The organism is Streptomyces sp. NPDC094448, from assembly GCF_044763775.1.
Classification (GTDB): Bacteria; Actinomycetota; Actinomycetes; order Streptomycetales; family Streptomycetaceae; genus Streptomyces.
The window spans coordinates 384247-400103 of sequence record NZ_JBIWGU010000001.1 but is presented as its reverse complement, the minus strand read 5'-3'; the positions used below and the strand labels follow the sequence as shown (position 1 = coordinate 400103).

At 73.7% G+C, this 15857-nt stretch carries 14 protein-coding genes; 10 read left to right on the top strand and 4 right to left on the bottom strand.

Annotated elements, in window-relative coordinates; genetic code table 11:
- Positions 1-197: 197 nt before the first annotated feature.
- Positions 198-1559, top strand: coding sequence for an alkaline phosphatase PhoX (locus ACIQ9E_RS01555; RefSeq protein WP_403700221.1), 1362 nt, complete (start codon positions 198-200; stop codon positions 1557-1559).
- A 272-nt stretch (positions 1560-1831) separates the two neighbouring features.
- Entirely contained in the window at positions 1832-2677 is an 846-nt protein-coding gene (locus ACIQ9E_RS01550; protein WP_403700218.1) for a polysaccharide deacetylase family protein, read from the top strand.
- Between the two features lie 8 nt (positions 2678-2685).
- On the opposite strand, the gene ACIQ9E_RS01545 is transcribed toward ACIQ9E_RS01550, so the two are convergent.
- Positions 2686-2895 (bottom strand): hypothetical protein, encoded by a 210-nt coding sequence (locus tag ACIQ9E_RS01545; protein WP_403700215.1) that lies wholly within the window; start codon positions 2893-2895, stop codon positions 2686-2688.
- 93 nt (positions 2896-2988) lie between these two features.
- Positions 2989-3663 carry an AIM24 family protein gene (locus ACIQ9E_RS01540; RefSeq protein WP_403700212.1) on the bottom strand — a complete coding sequence of 225 codons (675 nt, stop codon included), beginning with the start codon at positions 3661-3663 and terminating at the stop codon, positions 2989-2991.
- 218 nt (positions 3664-3881) lie between these two features.
- Here ACIQ9E_RS01540 and ACIQ9E_RS01535 point away from each other — a divergent pair, with 218 nt between their 5' ends.
- The 8 genes from ACIQ9E_RS01535 to ACIQ9E_RS01500 all read left to right on the top strand — a co-directional run bounded on the left by ACIQ9E_RS01535 (position 3882) and on the right by ACIQ9E_RS01500 (position 13053).
- Positions 3882-4691 (top strand): aminoacyl-tRNA hydrolase, encoded by an 810-nt coding sequence (locus tag ACIQ9E_RS01535; RefSeq protein ID WP_403700209.1) that lies wholly within the window; start codon positions 3882-3884, stop codon positions 4689-4691.
- A gap of 197 nt (positions 4692-4888) precedes the next feature.
- The gene (locus ACIQ9E_RS01530) at positions 4889-5665 is read left to right on the top strand and encodes a DUF4142 domain-containing protein (RefSeq protein ID WP_403701280.1); all 777 of its coding nucleotides are present in this window, start codon (positions 4889-4891) and stop codon (positions 5663-5665) included.
- 202 nt (positions 5666-5867) lie between these two features.
- Positions 5868-7169 carry a DUF692 domain-containing protein gene (locus ACIQ9E_RS01525; protein WP_403700207.1) on the top strand — a complete coding sequence of 434 codons (1302 nt, stop codon included), beginning with the start codon at positions 5868-5870 and terminating at the stop codon, positions 7167-7169.
- 4 nt (positions 7170-7173) lie between these two features.
- On the top strand, positions 7174-8130 hold the full coding sequence (locus ACIQ9E_RS01520; RefSeq protein ID WP_403700204.1) for a TIGR04222 domain-containing membrane protein: 957 nt from the start codon (positions 7174-7176) through the stop codon (positions 8128-8130).
- Between the two features lie 189 nt (positions 8131-8319).
- Entirely contained in the window at positions 8320-9288 is a 969-nt protein-coding gene (locus tag ACIQ9E_RS01515; protein WP_403700202.1) for a TIGR04222 domain-containing membrane protein, read from the top strand.
- 134 nt (positions 9289-9422) lie between these two features.
- The gene (locus ACIQ9E_RS01510; protein ID WP_403701276.1) at positions 9423-10409 is read left to right on the top strand and encodes a TIGR04222 domain-containing membrane protein; all 987 of its coding nucleotides are present in this window, start codon (positions 9423-9425) and stop codon (positions 10407-10409) included.
- A gap of 113 nt (positions 10410-10522) precedes the next feature.
- A complete protein-coding gene (locus ACIQ9E_RS01505) occupies positions 10523-11326 on the top strand; it encodes a TIGR04222 domain-containing membrane protein (RefSeq protein WP_403701273.1) in 804 nt (267 codons plus the stop codon).
- Between the two features lie 116 nt (positions 11327-11442).
- A complete protein-coding gene (locus ACIQ9E_RS01500) occupies positions 11443-13053 on the top strand; it encodes an alpha/beta hydrolase (RefSeq protein WP_403701270.1) in 1611 nt (536 codons plus the stop codon).
- 426 nt (positions 13054-13479) lie between these two features.
- Here ACIQ9E_RS01500 and hemQ read toward each other — a convergent pair whose 3' ends face one another.
- Entirely contained in the window at positions 13480-14193 is a 714-nt protein-coding gene (gene hemQ, locus ACIQ9E_RS01495) for a hydrogen peroxide-dependent heme synthase (protein WP_403700199.1), read from the bottom strand.
- Positions 14194-14197: 4 nt separating this feature from the next.
- The gene (gene hemG, locus ACIQ9E_RS01490; protein WP_403700196.1) at positions 14198-15709 is read right to left on the bottom strand and encodes a protoporphyrinogen oxidase; all 1512 of its coding nucleotides are present in this window, start codon (positions 15707-15709) and stop codon (positions 14198-14200) included.
- Positions 15710-15857 lie beyond the last annotated feature (148 nt).

The window sequence follows — 15857 nt, the reverse complement described above, 5'->3', positions numbered from 1 at the left end:
GAAACGGCCGAAGTCCCTCCGGCGTACGTACAGTTTCAGACGACACAGTCGTCTCAGTGACCCGCACGGTTCACGCGCCCACCAGGTGCGTGCTACACACGTGCGGGTCACTTTTTTGTGGCCCACATCACCCCCCGCACCATCCCCGCACCGCCCCCTCCGTCTGTCATTTCTCTGTCCCCACAGGGAGTTGCCCCATGCCGGAAAGCACCCGCCGCAGCGTCCTCGCCCGTACGGGCGCACTGGGCGCCTCCGTCGCCTTCGCCGGAGCCCTCTCCGAACTCTTCGCGAGCACGGCCGCCGCCCACGGGCGCGGCGGCTACGGTCCACTCGTCCCCGATCCGGCCGGACTGCTCGACCTGCCCGCCGGGTTCCGCTACCGGGTGCTGTCCCGGGAGGGCGAACCGCTGCGCTCCGGGGAGGGCCTGGTCCCCGGCAACCACGACGGTATGGCCGCGTTCCGGGGCCGCCACGGCCGGGTCCATCTGGTCCGCAACCACGAGAACGACCCCACCGACCCGCTGCCCGTCCCCACCGTGCCCGGTCTGACCTACGACCCCGCGGCGACCGGCGGCTGTACGGTCCTGGAGCTGGACCGCGACGGCGATGTGCTCTCCGAGCGGGTCGCCATCGCCGGCACCGCGGTGAACTGCGCGGGCGGGCCCAGCCCCTGGGGCACCTGGCTGACCTGCGAGGAGGACGAGAGCCGCGCCGGGACCAACGGCTACACCAAGGACCACGGCTTCGTCTTCGAGGTCGACGGCGCCGACCCGTTCAGATCCGGCGCCGTACCGCTGACCGCGATGGGCCGGTTCGACCACGAGGCGGTCGCGGTCGACCCGCGGACCGGGATCGTCTACGAGACCGAGGACGCCCGCAACCCCTTCGGCCTCTTCTACCGCTTCCTCCCCGAACGCCCCCTCGGCGGCCGTGGGTCGCTGCACGCGGGCGGCGAACTGGAGGCCATGCGGGTACCGGGCGTACCCGACCTCTCCGCGGTCACCGAACCCGGGACGTCGTTCGACCGGGTCGAGTGGGTACCGGTGCCCGACAGCCAGGCGGTGCAGACCTCCGTACGCTCCCAGGACTACGGCCCCAAGGGCATCACCCGCGCCCAGAAACTGGAGGGCGCCTGGTGGGGCGGGCGCTCGGTGTACTTCGTCTCCAGCTATGCCCGCACCCGCCAGGGCGCCGCGGCCGACCACTTCGGCCAGGTGTGGAAGTACGAGCCGGACCGCCGCAGGGTCACTCTGGTGGTGATCTTCGGCCCGAATACCGATATCCAGACGCCCGGCGAGTCCCCGGACAATATCTGCCTCGCCCCCGGCGGCAATCTGATGCTGTGCGAGGACGGCGACGGCGCACAGCACGTCTACGGCGTGTCGCGCCGCGGCGAGATCTACGAGATGGCCCGGAACCGGCAGAACATCGGCACCCCGGAGCTGCCCGACTGGGGTGAGTTCGCGGGCGTCGTGTTCTCCCCGGACGGCGAGACGATGTACGTCAACTGCTACCGCCCCGGCACGACGTTCGCGATCACGGGCCCCTGGCACGACTGACCCGCCCCGGGGCGCGTAGCCCGCACGGGACGCCCCGGCGCACCCCCGCACGCCGCGCATGGCCGCCCGAGGGCGGGGCAGGCGTGCGGGGAGCCGCCCGCAAGGGCCGGTGAGCCCGTCCGGCCGGGGGGAGGGACGCCCTCCGGCCGGACGTCGTCCGGACGGGGCCTTCGGAGCGCGCACCCGCTCGGGTGGACGGCCCGACCGGGATCCCGACACAGCGGCGATACGGCCACCCCTTGCCACGATCATCACTTAAGTTCCCTTTTGTGATGATCAGAGTGCGTTGGTTCGCGGCTGTTGCGATGGCCGGTGCCGTTCTCGTGGGCTGCGCCGGAGAGCAGGGCGCTCCGGCGGGCCCGGCCCCGGTGCGGACGAAGGCCGGTGCGCCGTCCGGGGCGGCGGCGCCGACCCTCGCCCCCGGACCGGGCGGGGCGGCTCCCGTCTTCTCCCGGTCCGCGGTGCCCGCCGACCGGTCGGCGAAGACGGTCGCCCTCACCTTCGATGCGGATATGACCGCCGATCAGGGGCCGAGGGCCGCCCGCGGCGAACGCTTCGACCATCCGGCGCTCATCGACACCCTGCGTACGCTCTCGGTCCCCTCGACGGTCTTTATGACGGGCCGCTGGGCGGAGGAGTACCCGGACCAGGCGAAGGCGATCGGCAACGACCCCCTCTTCGAGGTGGCCAACCACTCCTACAGCCACCATGCCTTCAAGGAGCCCTGCTACGGGCTGCCCGTGCTGGCCGCAGGGGATATGAAGACCGATGTGGACCGGGCCTTCGCGGCGTTCCGGACGGCGGGCGTCCGCCGGGTGGTGCCGTACTTCCGCTTCCCCGGCGGCTGCTACGACGATGCGGCCCTGCGGGCGCTCGGACCGGCCGGTGTGACGGCGGTGCAGTGGGACGTGGTCGGCGGCGACGCCTTCGCGACGGATCCGGACGCGGTCGCCGAGCAGGTGCTGGAAGGGGTGCGCCCGGGGTCGGTGGTGGTGCTCCACTGCACGCGCAGCGCGGCCCCGACGACGGAGGCGGCGATCCGGAAGATCGTGCCCGAGCTGCGGAAGCGCGGCTACCGGATGGTGCAGGTGTCGGAGCTGATGCGCGCCGGGCGCTGACGGCCCGGTCAGCCCGAGCAGGCCGTGCGCTGGGCTTCCTGCCATGCGCAGACCGGGCAGAGGGTGATGCCCTTCACCGACTCCGGATACTCGGTGGGCTCCCGGCAGAGAATGCACTCGGCACGGGGCGAACCGTCCGGTCCGGGGTCCGCTGCGGGCTCCGGTCGGGACCGGTCGCCCCCGGTGCCGCCCCCCGCGCAGTACGACGATGCGTCCATACGGGCCAGGGTACGTCCGCGGCGGTCTCCGGCGCGGCGCCGGGGCCGGTCCGGGAACCGGCCACCGCGCACCTCACCGTGCCACCGGGTAGGTCAGTTGCCGGTCTTCTGCGGTACCAGTTCGCTCGGGCGGACGATGACGAAGCCCTCGCCTTCGAGCTTGAGCTGAACGGCCTCGCCGGAGCCGCCCCGGATCATCGAGCCGACCGACTGCGAGCGGTGCAGGGACGTGTGGAGGCTCGCGCTCCAGCCGACGACGGCGTCCGTATCGGCGTAGACGGGCTGCTGCGGCGAGACGGGGATGACGACCGGGGTGCCCTCGCACATCACGGCGAGCTTGCCGTAGCCCGTGAAGACGCTGTTGAAGAGCCCGCCGCCGGTCATGCCGGCGCCCTTCACGGTCTTGATCTCGTAGGAGAGGGTCGGGTCGAAGCAGAGGACGTTGCGGCCGTTGACGGTGAGCGCGTCGCCCTGCTCGATCTCCACGATGAAACAGTTCGCGGCCTCGTGGGCGAACCAGGCCTCGCCCTGCCCCGAGACCACCATCAGCGGCAGGCCCTCGCCGGTCACGGCGCGCTTGAGCATGCCGCCGAGGCCCTGGCTCTTCCGCTCGAACTGGAGATTGCCCCGGAAGGCGATCATGGAGCCCTGGCGGGCGTGCATCTCACCGTTGACGGTGTACTTGACCGACTTGGCGTTCTGGAGGGTCATGCCCGGGGCCGCCGCGGGCTGGGCCAGGCTCTCGGAGGAGAAAAGTTCGCTCTTCATACGCCGCATCCTCACCCGGATAGGCGTATTCCGCCAAGATTTTCGGACCGCTGCCCCGGTCACCGGCCTTTCCACGGGCTTTCGACGAGCTTCCTGCGGCGAGGAACAGCCCGCCCCGGACCCGGTTCCGGCCGCCCGGCGGCCGGGTCCGGGGCGGAGCCGTAGTCTCCGCCCGCCCCGGGGCCGCCGGTACCGGGTGGGCTGGCAGACTGGACGAGGTGAGCAGCGAATCCCACGGCGCCGAAAGCCCGGAACCCCCGAAGAGCACGAAGAGCCCGGAGGCCCCGGCGGTCACGGAGTCTCCGGAGAGCACGGAGGCTCCGGAGAGCACCGACAGCCCCTTCCGTCACGAGAGCACCGGCCGCGACGAGGCCCGGCAGTTCGTGCTGCCGCTGGTCGCCCGGATCGAGAAGACCGCTCCCCCGGCCCGTACCGACGCGCTGGAGACGGCCGCCCGCGCGGTCCTCGTGATCCTCGCCGACGAACGCTCCCAGGGCGACGGCGCGTGGGCGCGGTCGATGCGGGACTGGCAGGACGCCCGGATCCGCAAAGTGGTGCGGCGGGCGCGCGGCGCGGAGTGGCGGCGGGCCGGGGCACTGCCCGGTATCACGGTGACCGGCGCCTCGGCCGAGGTGCGGGTCCATCCGCCCGTACCACTGGACGGCTGGCCGAAGGAGCTGGTGAAGCTCCAGGTGTCGGGCACCGAACTCGACGATCCCCGGCCCCCGGCGGACCCCGATCCGCTGCGGCCGGTGCTCTGGCTCAACCCGGATGTGGAGATGTCGGCGGGCAAGGCGATGGCCCAGGCCGGGCACGGCGCCCAGCTCGCCTGGTGGGAGCTGGGCGAGGCGGAGCGCAAGGCATGGGAGGCGGACGGCTTCGCGCTCGCCGTCCGCACGGCGCCGCGGGAACGGTTCGCGGCCCTGGTGGCGGCCGGTCTGCCGGTGGTCCGGGACGCGGGTTTCACGGAGATCCCCGCGGGTTCGGTCACGGTCGTCGCGGACCATCCCGCCCTCCGGACCCGGTGACCCGGGGGCCCCGGACCGTGCCGTAGCGGTCGCGCGCCCTCCCGGTCCGGGGCGCTCCGCCGCGTACCGGATCCGTGGTGGTCCGGTGATGAACATGCGCAGGCCGCGTTGCGTATTCCTCACCGGCAGCGAACCGGTGGCGGCATCCCCCGCCGCGGTGGTCGGCCACGGGCACACCGGCTGGGGAGGCGGATGTGGTGCGGCACATCAACGGGACGGTTCTGATCATCGCGGGCATCGTCGCCACCGTGGGGGCCCTGCTGTTCCCGGTGTGGTCGTACGCGGACCGCTCGGGGACCGGCCGGGACCGGCTCGACTCCTCCAGCGTGCCCACCCCCTGGGGTCCGCTGTCGGCGACCGACCGTGACTTCCTGGTCCGGGTCCGGCTCGCCGGGCTGTGGGAGCTGCCCGCCGGACAGCAGGCCGTCGAGCGGGCCCCGACCCGGGCGATCAGGGACGCGGGCGACCATCTGGTGGTCGGCCACGCCGATCTGGACGCCCGGGCCCGGGACGTGGCGGCGAAGCTGGGGGTCGAGCTGCCGAACCAGCCCAACGAACAGCAGCGGGGATGGCTGCGGGAGCTGTCCGCGGCCCGCGGCGAGGAGTACGAGCGCAGGTTCGCCAATCTGCTGCGCATCGCCCACGGCAAGGTGTTCGGCCTGGTCGCCCAGGTCCGGCACACCACGCGCAACATCCTGATCCGTCAACTGGCGACCGACGCCAACCAGACCGTGCTGGACCACATCACCATGCTGGAGGCGACCGGCCGGGTCGATTTCGACGCCCTCGCGCACGAGGCGGCGGAGGGGACGACGGCGAGCCCCACCGGCCCGCCCGCGCCGGACGGGGACGCTCCGGCCGTGCCGGACCCGGCGGTGCCGTCCGGTGCGCTGAGCTATACGTCGCGGCCGTCGCCCCGCCCCGGGCCGCCGACCGCGATCGACACCGCCCGCCCGGCGCCGCCGACTCCGTAACGCGTCTCGCAGCCGCCTCCCGGGCCCCTCCGGGAACGCCTTCGGCCACCCGGGGATTGCGGTTCGGTCGCGTTCCCCGTGGGGCGGAACCTCAATTCCTGCTCTGAACGTCCCTGTTGCGGGATTCACCGCCGCCCGGCGGGGCCATGTCCCCCGTACACAGCGGAAGAATGTACGGAGAAGGGGACCAGGGGGAGGAACCATGCGGCACGGCATATTGGGCACCGGCATCGGCTGGCGGCCCGAGATCGCGGACACCGTGGAGCGCCTCGACGGAGTCGACTGGGTCGAGGTGGTGGCCGAGAACATCTGCCCCGGCCATCTGCCCGCCTCGCTGGAGCGGCTGCGCGCCCGGGGCGTCACGGTCGTCCCGCACGGTGTCTCCCTCGGTCTCGGCGGCGCCGACCGGCCGTCGGAGCAGAAGCTGGCGGATCTCGCGGAGCGTGCGGAGTTCCTCGGCTCCCCGCTCGTCACCGAGCACATCGCGTTCGTCCGGGCGGGCGGTCCGCTCACGGCGTCGCCGCGGCTGGAGGCCGGTCATCTGCTGCCGGTGCCGCGGACCCGGGACGCTCTGGCCGTCCTCTGCGAGAACGTGCGGATCGCGCAGGACGGGCTGCCGGTGCCGCTGGCGCTGGAGAACATCGCGGCGCTGATCTCCTGGCCCGGTGAGGAGATGACCGAGGGGCAGTTCCTGGCGGAGCTGGTGGAGCGGACCGGGGTGCGCCTGCTGATCGACGTCGCCAACCTCCACACCAACTTCGTGAACCGCGGCGAGGACCCGGCGAAGGCCCTGGACGAACTGCCGGTCGAGGCCATCGCGTACGTCCATGTCGCGGGCGGGGTGGAGCGCGACGGGGTCTGGCACGACACCCATGCCCATCCGGTGTCCGGGCCCGTGCTCGACGTACTGCGCGAACTGGCCTCCCGGATATCGCCGCCCGGGGTGCTGCTGGAGCGGGACGACGACTTCCCGCCGGAGGCCGAGCTGGCGGCGGAGCTGGAGTCGGTCCGTACGGTGCTGAGGTCCGCTCCTGCGGCCGGGCGGGTCACCGGCGCTCCCGGCCCCCGGCCCGGGGCCGTGGCGCCGGCCCCCGCGGACGCACGGGAGCGGCTGGGCATCGCGCAGGCGGCGCTGCTGTCGGCACTGGTGGCCGGGATGCCCGCGCCCGAGGAGTTCGACCAGCGCCGGCTGCGGGTGCAGAGCCGGGCGCTGGCGGCGAAGCGGGCACAGGTGGTGGCCAAGATCGCGCCGCAGTTGCCGGAGATCCTGGGCCGCGAGTACCGGAGCATGTTCCTCGCCTACGCCAAGGGCCGCCCGATGCACGCGGGATACCGGCGCGACGCCATGGCCTTCGCCGAGCATCTGCTGGCCGCCGGGCGGCCCGCGGACGAGCGGGCCCGCAGACAACTGACCCACTGGTGGCAGGAGCGGGCCGGGCTACGGCCCCGGCGCCGGTCGGCCCGGATCGTCCGTGCGGCACGCGCCGCACTCGTCAGGAGGTGACCGCATGGCCATCGGTACCGTCGCCGTGCTCGTGAACGCCGTCGTGGCTGTGCTCACGGTCTGGCTGGTCGTGGAGAGCGTCGTATCCCGCCGCCGCCACCGGCAGGGTGACGGCCGGCAGGTGAAGATCGACGATTCCTACCAGGCCGCGTTCCTCAACGGTGGCCCGCTGCGGACCGTGGACGCCGCGCTCGCCACGATGAGTGACGACGGACGGATCAGGATCGCCGAGCCCGGCCTCGTCACCATCGAGCGCGCCGAAGCCCACGACCCCGTGGAACGGGCCGTCCTGGAGGCCGCCGAGAGCGCGCCGAACGGTGCGCTGAACACCCTTCGGCACACGGCCGCACGTGCGGAGGCGGTCCAGCGGATCGGTCACGGTCTGGCGCGCAGCGGCCTGTTGGTCGCCCCCAGCCGGGATCTGCGGGTCCTCGCCCGGTGGGCCAGGATCCAGAAGATCGTGTTCCTGCTCGCGATACCCGCTGCCTACGTCGTCACCGAGTTCGTCGGCGACGCCGACTGGAGCAGGATGGGCGATCTCTTCCTGCTACGGGTCGGCCCCGGGCTGCTGGTGGGCTGGTTCCTGGCCGTCGTCGTGGGCCAGAACGTCGCGGCCCGGCTGACCGGGAACGGCGCCAGGGCGCTCTCTTTCCACCGCTCGGAGAACAAGCGTCCGGCCACCCCGGCGGAGCGGGTCGCCATCATGGGGCTGAACGGGGTCGAGGACAAGACGGTCCGCACCCTGCTGGTCGCCGCGGCCACCACGGCGTTCGTCGCGGTCGCGGCCGGCCCGGCACTCGCCGGGGAGCAGGTGTCGTGGTGCGGAGGCGGGGGCACCTCGACGAGCTGCGGCGGGAGCCAGGACAACCGCGGCACTTCGAGCTGCGGCGGCGGCGGTTCGTGCAGCAGCGGTGGCGACGGCGGGGGGTGCGGCGGCTGCGGGGGATGCGGCTGCGGCTGAGCGGCGCCCCGGAACGGAGTCCGGCGGCCCGGCCCCGGGCAGGGCCCGGAGCCGTACACCTGAAAGCACCGGCCTCCGCTCCCCCGCACACCACACCCGCCCCTTTCCTCCCTTCTCATCCCTTCTTATGCACTTTCCTTGCGCCGGGCCGCCGACCGGGCCCGGACCTCATCAACGGGGAGACATTCCATGGACCTCCAGACCATCGGCGTCGTGGCGGTGTTCGTCGTCGCCGCGCTCACCGTCGCCGTCGCCTGTGCGGCGTTCGCCACCCGCGCCCGCCCGCACGGCGGCCGGGTCTCCACGACGGGAGTCGTCGACGTCTACGACGCGGCCTTCCTGCGCGGCGGTCCGCTGCGCGTCGCGGACGCCGTCATCGCCCATCTGCACGACAAGAAGTATCTGGCCGTGGCGCGCCCCGGCACCGTCTCGGTACTGCGCGGCGGCGCCGACGGGGAGGTCCCCGAGGCCGCCCTCGCCCTGGCCCGGAGCGCGGAGAACAGCGTCCTGTCCACCCTGCGCAAGGCGGTGGCCTTCTCCCCCGCCGTCCAGGGGATCGGTGACCGGCTCCACTCCAGGGGCCTGCTGGCACCGCCGTCCGCGGCCCGCCGGAGGGTGTTCCTCTGGGCCAAGGTCCAGTTCCTGATCCTGTTCCTCGCCGTTCCCTTCGCCATCGGCCTCACCCTGTTCCTCACCGTCTCGGACGAGCCGGGCGCCGTGGTCTTCCTGACACCCGTGACCGTGATCGGAGTCATCGTCAGCGGCCGGAGCGGACGGGTGACCCGGGGCCGGCTCACCGCCGAGGGGCGCCGCACGCTCAAGGTGTACGTCATGGGCCACCGCGTCGACGGCCGGGCCGCGGCCAAGGTGGCCATGCGCGGGCCCAAGTCGATCACCGACCGCACCGTGCGGGAGCTGATGCTCGCCGCGGCGGCGATCCCGCTGACCTCGTACGCGATATCCGGGACCAGTGGTTCCCCGACCGCGGCGTACGTGCCGACCTGGTGCGGAAGCGCCGACGACGGTGGGGGCGGTGACGGCGGCTGCGGCGGCGGCGGCTGCGGCGGCGGTTCCGGGGGTGGCTGCGGAGGCGGCGGTGGCGGGGGTGGAGGCTGCGGAGGCGGTGGCGGTGGTGGCTGCGGAGGCGGCGGAGCCTGACCCGTCCCGGAGCGGCGGCCCGGTGGTATCCGCCGGGCCGGGCTCCGGACCGCCGGACCCGTCCGCCACCGGCCGCGGTCCGGCACGCCCGGCACCACCTTTCACCATGAGAGGGGAAAAGGCCCGTGACCTCCATGAACATCGCCTGGTACACCGGATTCGCCGTCGCCGCCGCCACCCTGGCCCTGCTGGTCGCGGTGGCGGCGGTCGGCCCGCGCCGGTCGCTCCGCCGCCGGAAGAAGAGCAGGCGGGTCCGCAACCGCTACGAGGCCGCCTTCCTCAGCGGCGGCCCCGCACGGGTCGCGGACGCCGCCGTCGCGGAACTCCACCGGCAGGGGCATATCGACGTGGTGCCGCCCGGGATCGTCGTGGTGCGCAAGAGCCGGGCGCCGCAGGGCGCTGTGCTCCGGTCCGTTCTGGACCTGGCCCGGGAGGCCGACAACAGTGCGCTGACCACCCTGCGGGAGGCCGCCATGCTCTCCCCCGCGGTCCAGGCGATCGGTGACGAACTCGCCCGACGCGGACTGCTGAACGCGCCGTCCGCCGCCCGGCGGGCGGTGCACCGCTGGGCCGAGATCCAGACCATGGCCCTGCTCCTGAGCCTGCCGGCCGCCTTGGTCATCGCCTTCGTCCTCGGCATCGGTCCCCATGGGGAAGGCCCTCTGTTCCTTTTCCTCGTGACTCTCTGGGTCCTGCCCGGTGCGGTGATCACCAGGTACTGCGCCAGGTGGACCCGGGGCACGCTGACCGCCGCCGGGTCGCAGGCGCTCGACGAGTACACCCGGGTGGAGCGCGACCCCCGGCAAGGGGTCCAGGTGGCGCTCCGCGGGCCCTCGGCGGTCACCGACGGAGGGCTTCGGGACCTGATGGTGTCCGCGGCCGCCTTCGCACCGCTCGTGATCGCCCCGGACCCCGGCAGCGGCACCGCCCCGGCCGCCTGGTGCGGCAACGGCCACGGCAGCGGCTCCTGCGGGGGAGCGCCCGCATCGCCCTCCTGGTCCGGCGAGAGCGGCGGCTCGTCCGGCGGGAGCGGCAGTTCGTCCTGCGGCGGCGGAGCCACTTCCTCCTGCGGGGGCGGCGGTTCGTCCTGCGGAGGCGGAGGCTGCGGCGGAGGCGTCTGACACCGGACACCGGCCGGCCGGGATCCGCACGGAACCTCCCGGCCGCCACCCCCTCGCCGGACGGCGGCGGAAAACCCGTGGCGGCCGGGCCCCTCTTCGCGTACAACACGCCCATGCTCCGGATCCTCCTCCTGGCCCTCGCCTGGGCCGCCGCGGGCGCCGCCTGCGTGCGGCTCTGCCGAGCCGCCGTGGCCGCCGCCCCGCACCAGGCCCGCCGCTCCACCCGGCCACGGGACCGCGAACTGACGCTCCTCGAAGCCGCATTCCTCGCGGGCGGACCGGGGCGGGTCATGGACGTCACCCTGGTCACCATGCACCGCCGCCGGGCGCTGCTGCTCGCGCACACCGGCTGGGCGACCGTCGTCGACGCGGACACCGACCATGTACTGGAGCGTTCGGTGATACGGGCCATAGGGCCGGCCGGCCACCAGGCCCGTACGGACGCGGTACGGCGGGCGGCCGGAACCGCCGATGCCGTACGGGCCATAGCCGCCTCGCTGGAGGAAGCCGGGCTCGCCGTCCCCGACACCTCCCGGGCCCGGTCCGCCGCGGCCGTACGCCAGGTCCGCGCCGCCGCCTTCGCCGTACCCGTGCTGACGGTCGCCGCCCTCGCCCTGCCCGGCGGGGGTGTTCCGGGCAGCGCGCTGCTCCCCTGGTTCGCGCTGCCGCTGCTGCTCACCCTGACCGCCCTGCTGATCGGGCGGGCCGAGATACGCCCCTATCTGGGCTGGGCCTCCCCCGAGGGCAGACGGCTCCTGGCCGGGCTGATCACCACCGCCGACGGCACCGAACGGGGACGGCTCACCGCGATCGCGGTCGCCGGTCCCGACGCCATCGAGGACCCGCTGCTGCGCCGGGCGCTCAGCAGCGGCCGGCGGGAGCGCGCGGCTACCCGTGCGGCGCATCGGGGGCATTGAACGCGACACCCCACCAAGGTGCTTTACAGCTCGACACATACCCCGAAAAATCCCTTGACCGCATGGCATGTGCCGTCCGTCCGCAGAAAGGGAACCGGAACGTGACGAGTAAAGGGGTGGGGTACGGGCTGGTCGCCGGTCTCGGTTCGCTGGTCCTGTCCGCGCTGACGGTGACGCCCGCCACGGGTACCGCGGTCCACGGCTCCGGCGACGCCGTGACGCCGGAGACCCGGGGTACCGCCGTCGCCGCGGCCCGCGCCGCCGAACGCGGCATCGCCTTCGGGGACTGCCCGGCAGCGGAAGGCCTCCCCGAGACCGTCACCTGCGGCACGGTGGAGGTCCCCCTCGACTACGCCGAACCCGGCGGGCGCCGGATCGCCCTGACGGTCAGCCGGATCGCCGCGACCGGCGAACCCGGCGCGTACCAAGGCGCCTTGGTCTACAACCCGGGCGGGCCGGGCGCGTCCAGCATGTACTTCCCGCTCGCCGGACAGCTCCAGGAGTGGAAGCGGATCGCCCATGCCTACGATCTGATCGGCTACGCCCCGCGCGGTGTCGGCCGCTCGGCACCCCTGTCGTGCCAGGACGCCGCGGAGTCCGTCAAGGCCCCTACGGCGTCCGAGACGCATCCCTCCCCGGCGTTCAAGCGGGCCCGGATCGCGGAGGCCAGGGAGTACGCCGACGGCTGCGCCCGGCGGACGGGCGACGCGCTGCGCCACTACACGTCCCTCAACAACGCCCGCGACCTCGATGTGCTGCGCGCCGCCCTCGGCCAGGAACGGCTGACGTTCATGGGCGCCTCCTACGGCACGTACTTCGGGGCCCTGTACGCCACGCTGTTCCCCTCGCACGTCCGCCGGATGGTCTTCGACTCGGCGGTGCATCCGGCCCGCGACAAGATCTGGTACCGCAACAACCTCGACCAGTCCTTCGCGTTCGAACGCCGCTGGGCCGACTTCCGCGCCTGGGTGGCCAGGCACGACGACGCCTTCGGTCTGGGAACCACCGCCGGGGCGGTGGCCCGCCGCTACGAGGAGGCGAAGTCCCGGGTCGCGAAGGAGCCCGCGGGCGGGATCGTGGGACCGGCGCAGCTCCAGTCCGCGTTCCTGGGCGCCGCCTACTACGACGACTACTGGCCGGCCCGTGCGTCGGCCCTGTCGGAGTATCTGAAGGGCAATGAGAAGCCGCTGATCCGGCAGGCGGCGCCGAAGAAGGAGTGGGCGGCGGAGTCGGAGAACTCCAACGCCGTGTACACGGCGATCCTCTGCAACGACGCGCCCTGGCCCACCGAGTGGAAGGTGTGGGACCGGGACAACACGGCGCTGGCCCGCAAGGCTCCGTTCGAGACCTGGGACAACGCGTGGATGAACCTGCCGTGCGCGTTCTGGCGGGCGCCGCGGCAGCAGCCGCTGGAGGTACGCGCCCGCTGGGGCACCCTGCCGCCGGTGCTGATCCTGGCCGCGGAGAACGATGCGGCGACGCCGTACGAAGGGGCGAAGGAGCTGGCGCGGAGGCTGAAGGGGTCGGTCCTGGTCACGGAGGAGGACGCGGGTACGCACGGGATCGGCGGCGGTGCGAACGACTGCGTCAACGCCTATCTGGAGGACTATCTGCTGCGCGGCGAGGCGCCGGTGCGGCGCGCGTCGTGCGCGCCGCACCCGGAGCCCGACCCGGTGTCGCTGGAACAGCGGACGCTGCGGCCGCAGCCGCTGCACCCCGCCGTCTGATCTTCCGGGTCACGGAGCCCGGGTCCCGTGCGGACCCGTCCCCGGTCTTCCGGGGGCGGTGCCGCCCCCGGACCTCCTCCGCCGAGCATCTTCTCAGGCCGCGGGGGTGGTCCGGGCCGCAACCGGGTTCTTGACCGCCCCGCGCCCGGCCACTGCCGGGGGTCCGGGGGTCGCCCCCCCGGGACAACACAGCCTCAGGCCGCGGGGGTGGTCCGGGCCGCAACCGGGTTCTTGACCGCCCCGCGCCCGGCCACTGCCGGGGGTCCGGGGGGCGCCCCCCCCGGGACAACACAGCCTCAGGCCGCGGGGGTGGTCCGGGCCGCAACCGGGTTCTTGACCGCCCCGCGCCCGCGCCGGGCGCCCTCGGGGCGCGCGGGCCACGGGCGTGGCCGTGACAGCAACCAAGCCGCCGCCCGGGTCCGCCCGTCAGGCGAGGTCCGCCACCAGGTCCGCCACGGACTTCAGCCGGCCGGTGTAGAAGGGGACCTCCTCGCGGACGTGCATCCGCGCCTCCGAGGCACGCAGATGGCGCATCAGGTCGACGATCCGGTGCAGTTCGTCCGCCTCGAAGGCGAGGAGCCACTCGTAGTCGCCGAGGGAGAACGACGCCACGGTGTTGGCCCGGACGTCCGGATAGCCGCGGGCCATCTTCCCGTGGTCGGCGAGCATCCGCCGCCGGTCCTCGTCGGGCAGCAGGTACCAGTCGTAGGAGCGGACGAACGGGTAGACGCTGACGTAGTCCCGGGCCCGCTCGTCGGCCAGGAACGCCGGAATATGGGACTTGTTGAACTCCGCGGGCCGGTGGAGCGCCATATTGGACCACACGGGGACCAGCGCCCGGCCGAAGCGGGTGCGGCGGAAGCGGTTGTACGCGTCCTGCAGCTCGTCCGCGGTCTCGGCGTGCCACCAGATCATCACGTCGGCATCGGCACGGAGACCGGAGAGGTCGTACGTGCCGCGGATCGTGACGTCCTCGGCGGCCAGCTTCGCGAACAGTTCCTCGACCTCGTCGGCCCAGCCGGCGCGGTCGTCGGGCAGTACGTCACGGAGCTTGAAGACCGACCACAGTGTGTAGCGGATGACCTCGTTGAGGTCCTTGGCCTTCTTGCCCGCGTTCGGGATCTTCTCTGGCGCACTCATGAGGTCATTGTCCCGCGTCGCCTCCGGGGCCCGTCGCCCGGGTCCGGCCCGCGGCGGCCGTGTCCGCCGCGCGCTGCCCGTCGGCGATGCAGGCGGGGATGCCGACACCGTCGTACGCGGCCCCGCAGACCGCGAGCCCGGGAAGCTTCGCGACCTCCGCGCGGATCCGCGCGGTCCGGTCGAGATGGCCCACGGGGTACTGCGGCAGTCCGCCGATCCACCGGGTCACGGTGCTCGCGACGGGCCGGGCCGCGAGCCCGGTGGCGGCCCCGAGGTCGCGCAGGGACACCTCGACGAGTTCGCCGTCCTCCCGGTCCAGATGGTCCTCGTCGCCGTAGCGACCGACCGAGGTACGCAGAACGGCCAGCCCCTCGTCGGCGGAGGCTCTGTCGACCCACCGCCATTTGCGGCTGGAGAAGGTGGACGCCTTGATGGTCAGGCCCTCGCCCGCGGGGACGAGGAAGCCGCTGCCGTCCGGCAGGGCCGCGGCGGCCGGGTCGGCGCGGCGGAACGCCAGGGTGATGAGGGTCATCGAGGCGTACTCGATACGGCCGAGTTCGGCGGCGGCCGCCGGGGACTCCGCGGACAGCAGCTCGGCCGTGGACCAGGCGGGAGTCGCGAGGACGACGGCGTCGGCGGTCAGGGTCTCGCCGCGGTCCGTCCGTACGTGCCAGCCGTCCGCGCCCCGTTCGAGGCCGAGGACCCGGGTGCCGGTGCGCAGCTCGCCGCCCGCCGCACGGACGGCGTCGGCGACGGCGAGCGGCAGGGTGCCGACCCCGCCGTCGAGGCCGAGGAAGACGGGTCCGCCCTGCTGCCGGGCCGCGGCCGCCTCCTGGACGGCACGGACGGCGTCCAGGAGGTACGGGTGGCTGCGGGCGGCCTCGAAGAGTGCGGGGACGGCGGCCCGCATCGAGAGGCGGTAGGCGTCACCCGCGTACACCCCGCCGAGGAGCGGCTCCACCAGCCGGTCGACGACCTCGTCACCGAGGCGGTCGGCGACATAGCGGCCGATGGCGACGTCGCCGCCGACGGCGGCGGGCGGCAGCTCGCGCTCCCGGGCGATGCGCGCCACGCCCTCGGGGGTGAGCAGTCCGGCGAGGGACCCCGCGTCGGCGGGCACGCCCATCACATGGCCCTTGGGCATGGGCCGCAGGGCGCCCCCGGTCCATACGGAGGCGGTCGTGGTGGCCGGGGCCTCCAGCCGGTCGCCGAGACCGACGGAACGGGCCAGGTCGGCGGCCTCCGGGCGGCGGGCGAGCATCGACTCGGCACCCAGATCGACGGGGACACCCGCGATCTCGCCCACGGCCAGCTTCCCGCCGAGCACGGCGGCGGTCTCCAGCAGGGTGACCCGCCAGCCCGCACCGGCCAGCCGGTGGGCGGCGGTCAGCCCGGAGATACCGCCGCCGACGACGACGGCACGGCCCGGGGGCGTACCCCCGCCGATGGTGCCGGGGGCGGTCTGTGTGCCGGGGGCGGCGGCCGTACCTGCGCCGCCGCGGTGCGCGGAATCCATGCCCCCACTCTCTCAAATGCCGTTCCGAGTCCCGAACGTGACCGGTTCGGGGACCGCCGGACGGCAAGGGTCCGCGGGGGGCTCCGTCGCACGGGCACGGGACGACGGACACGATGCGGTGCCGGGCCTCCGGTTCCGCGCAGGGAAG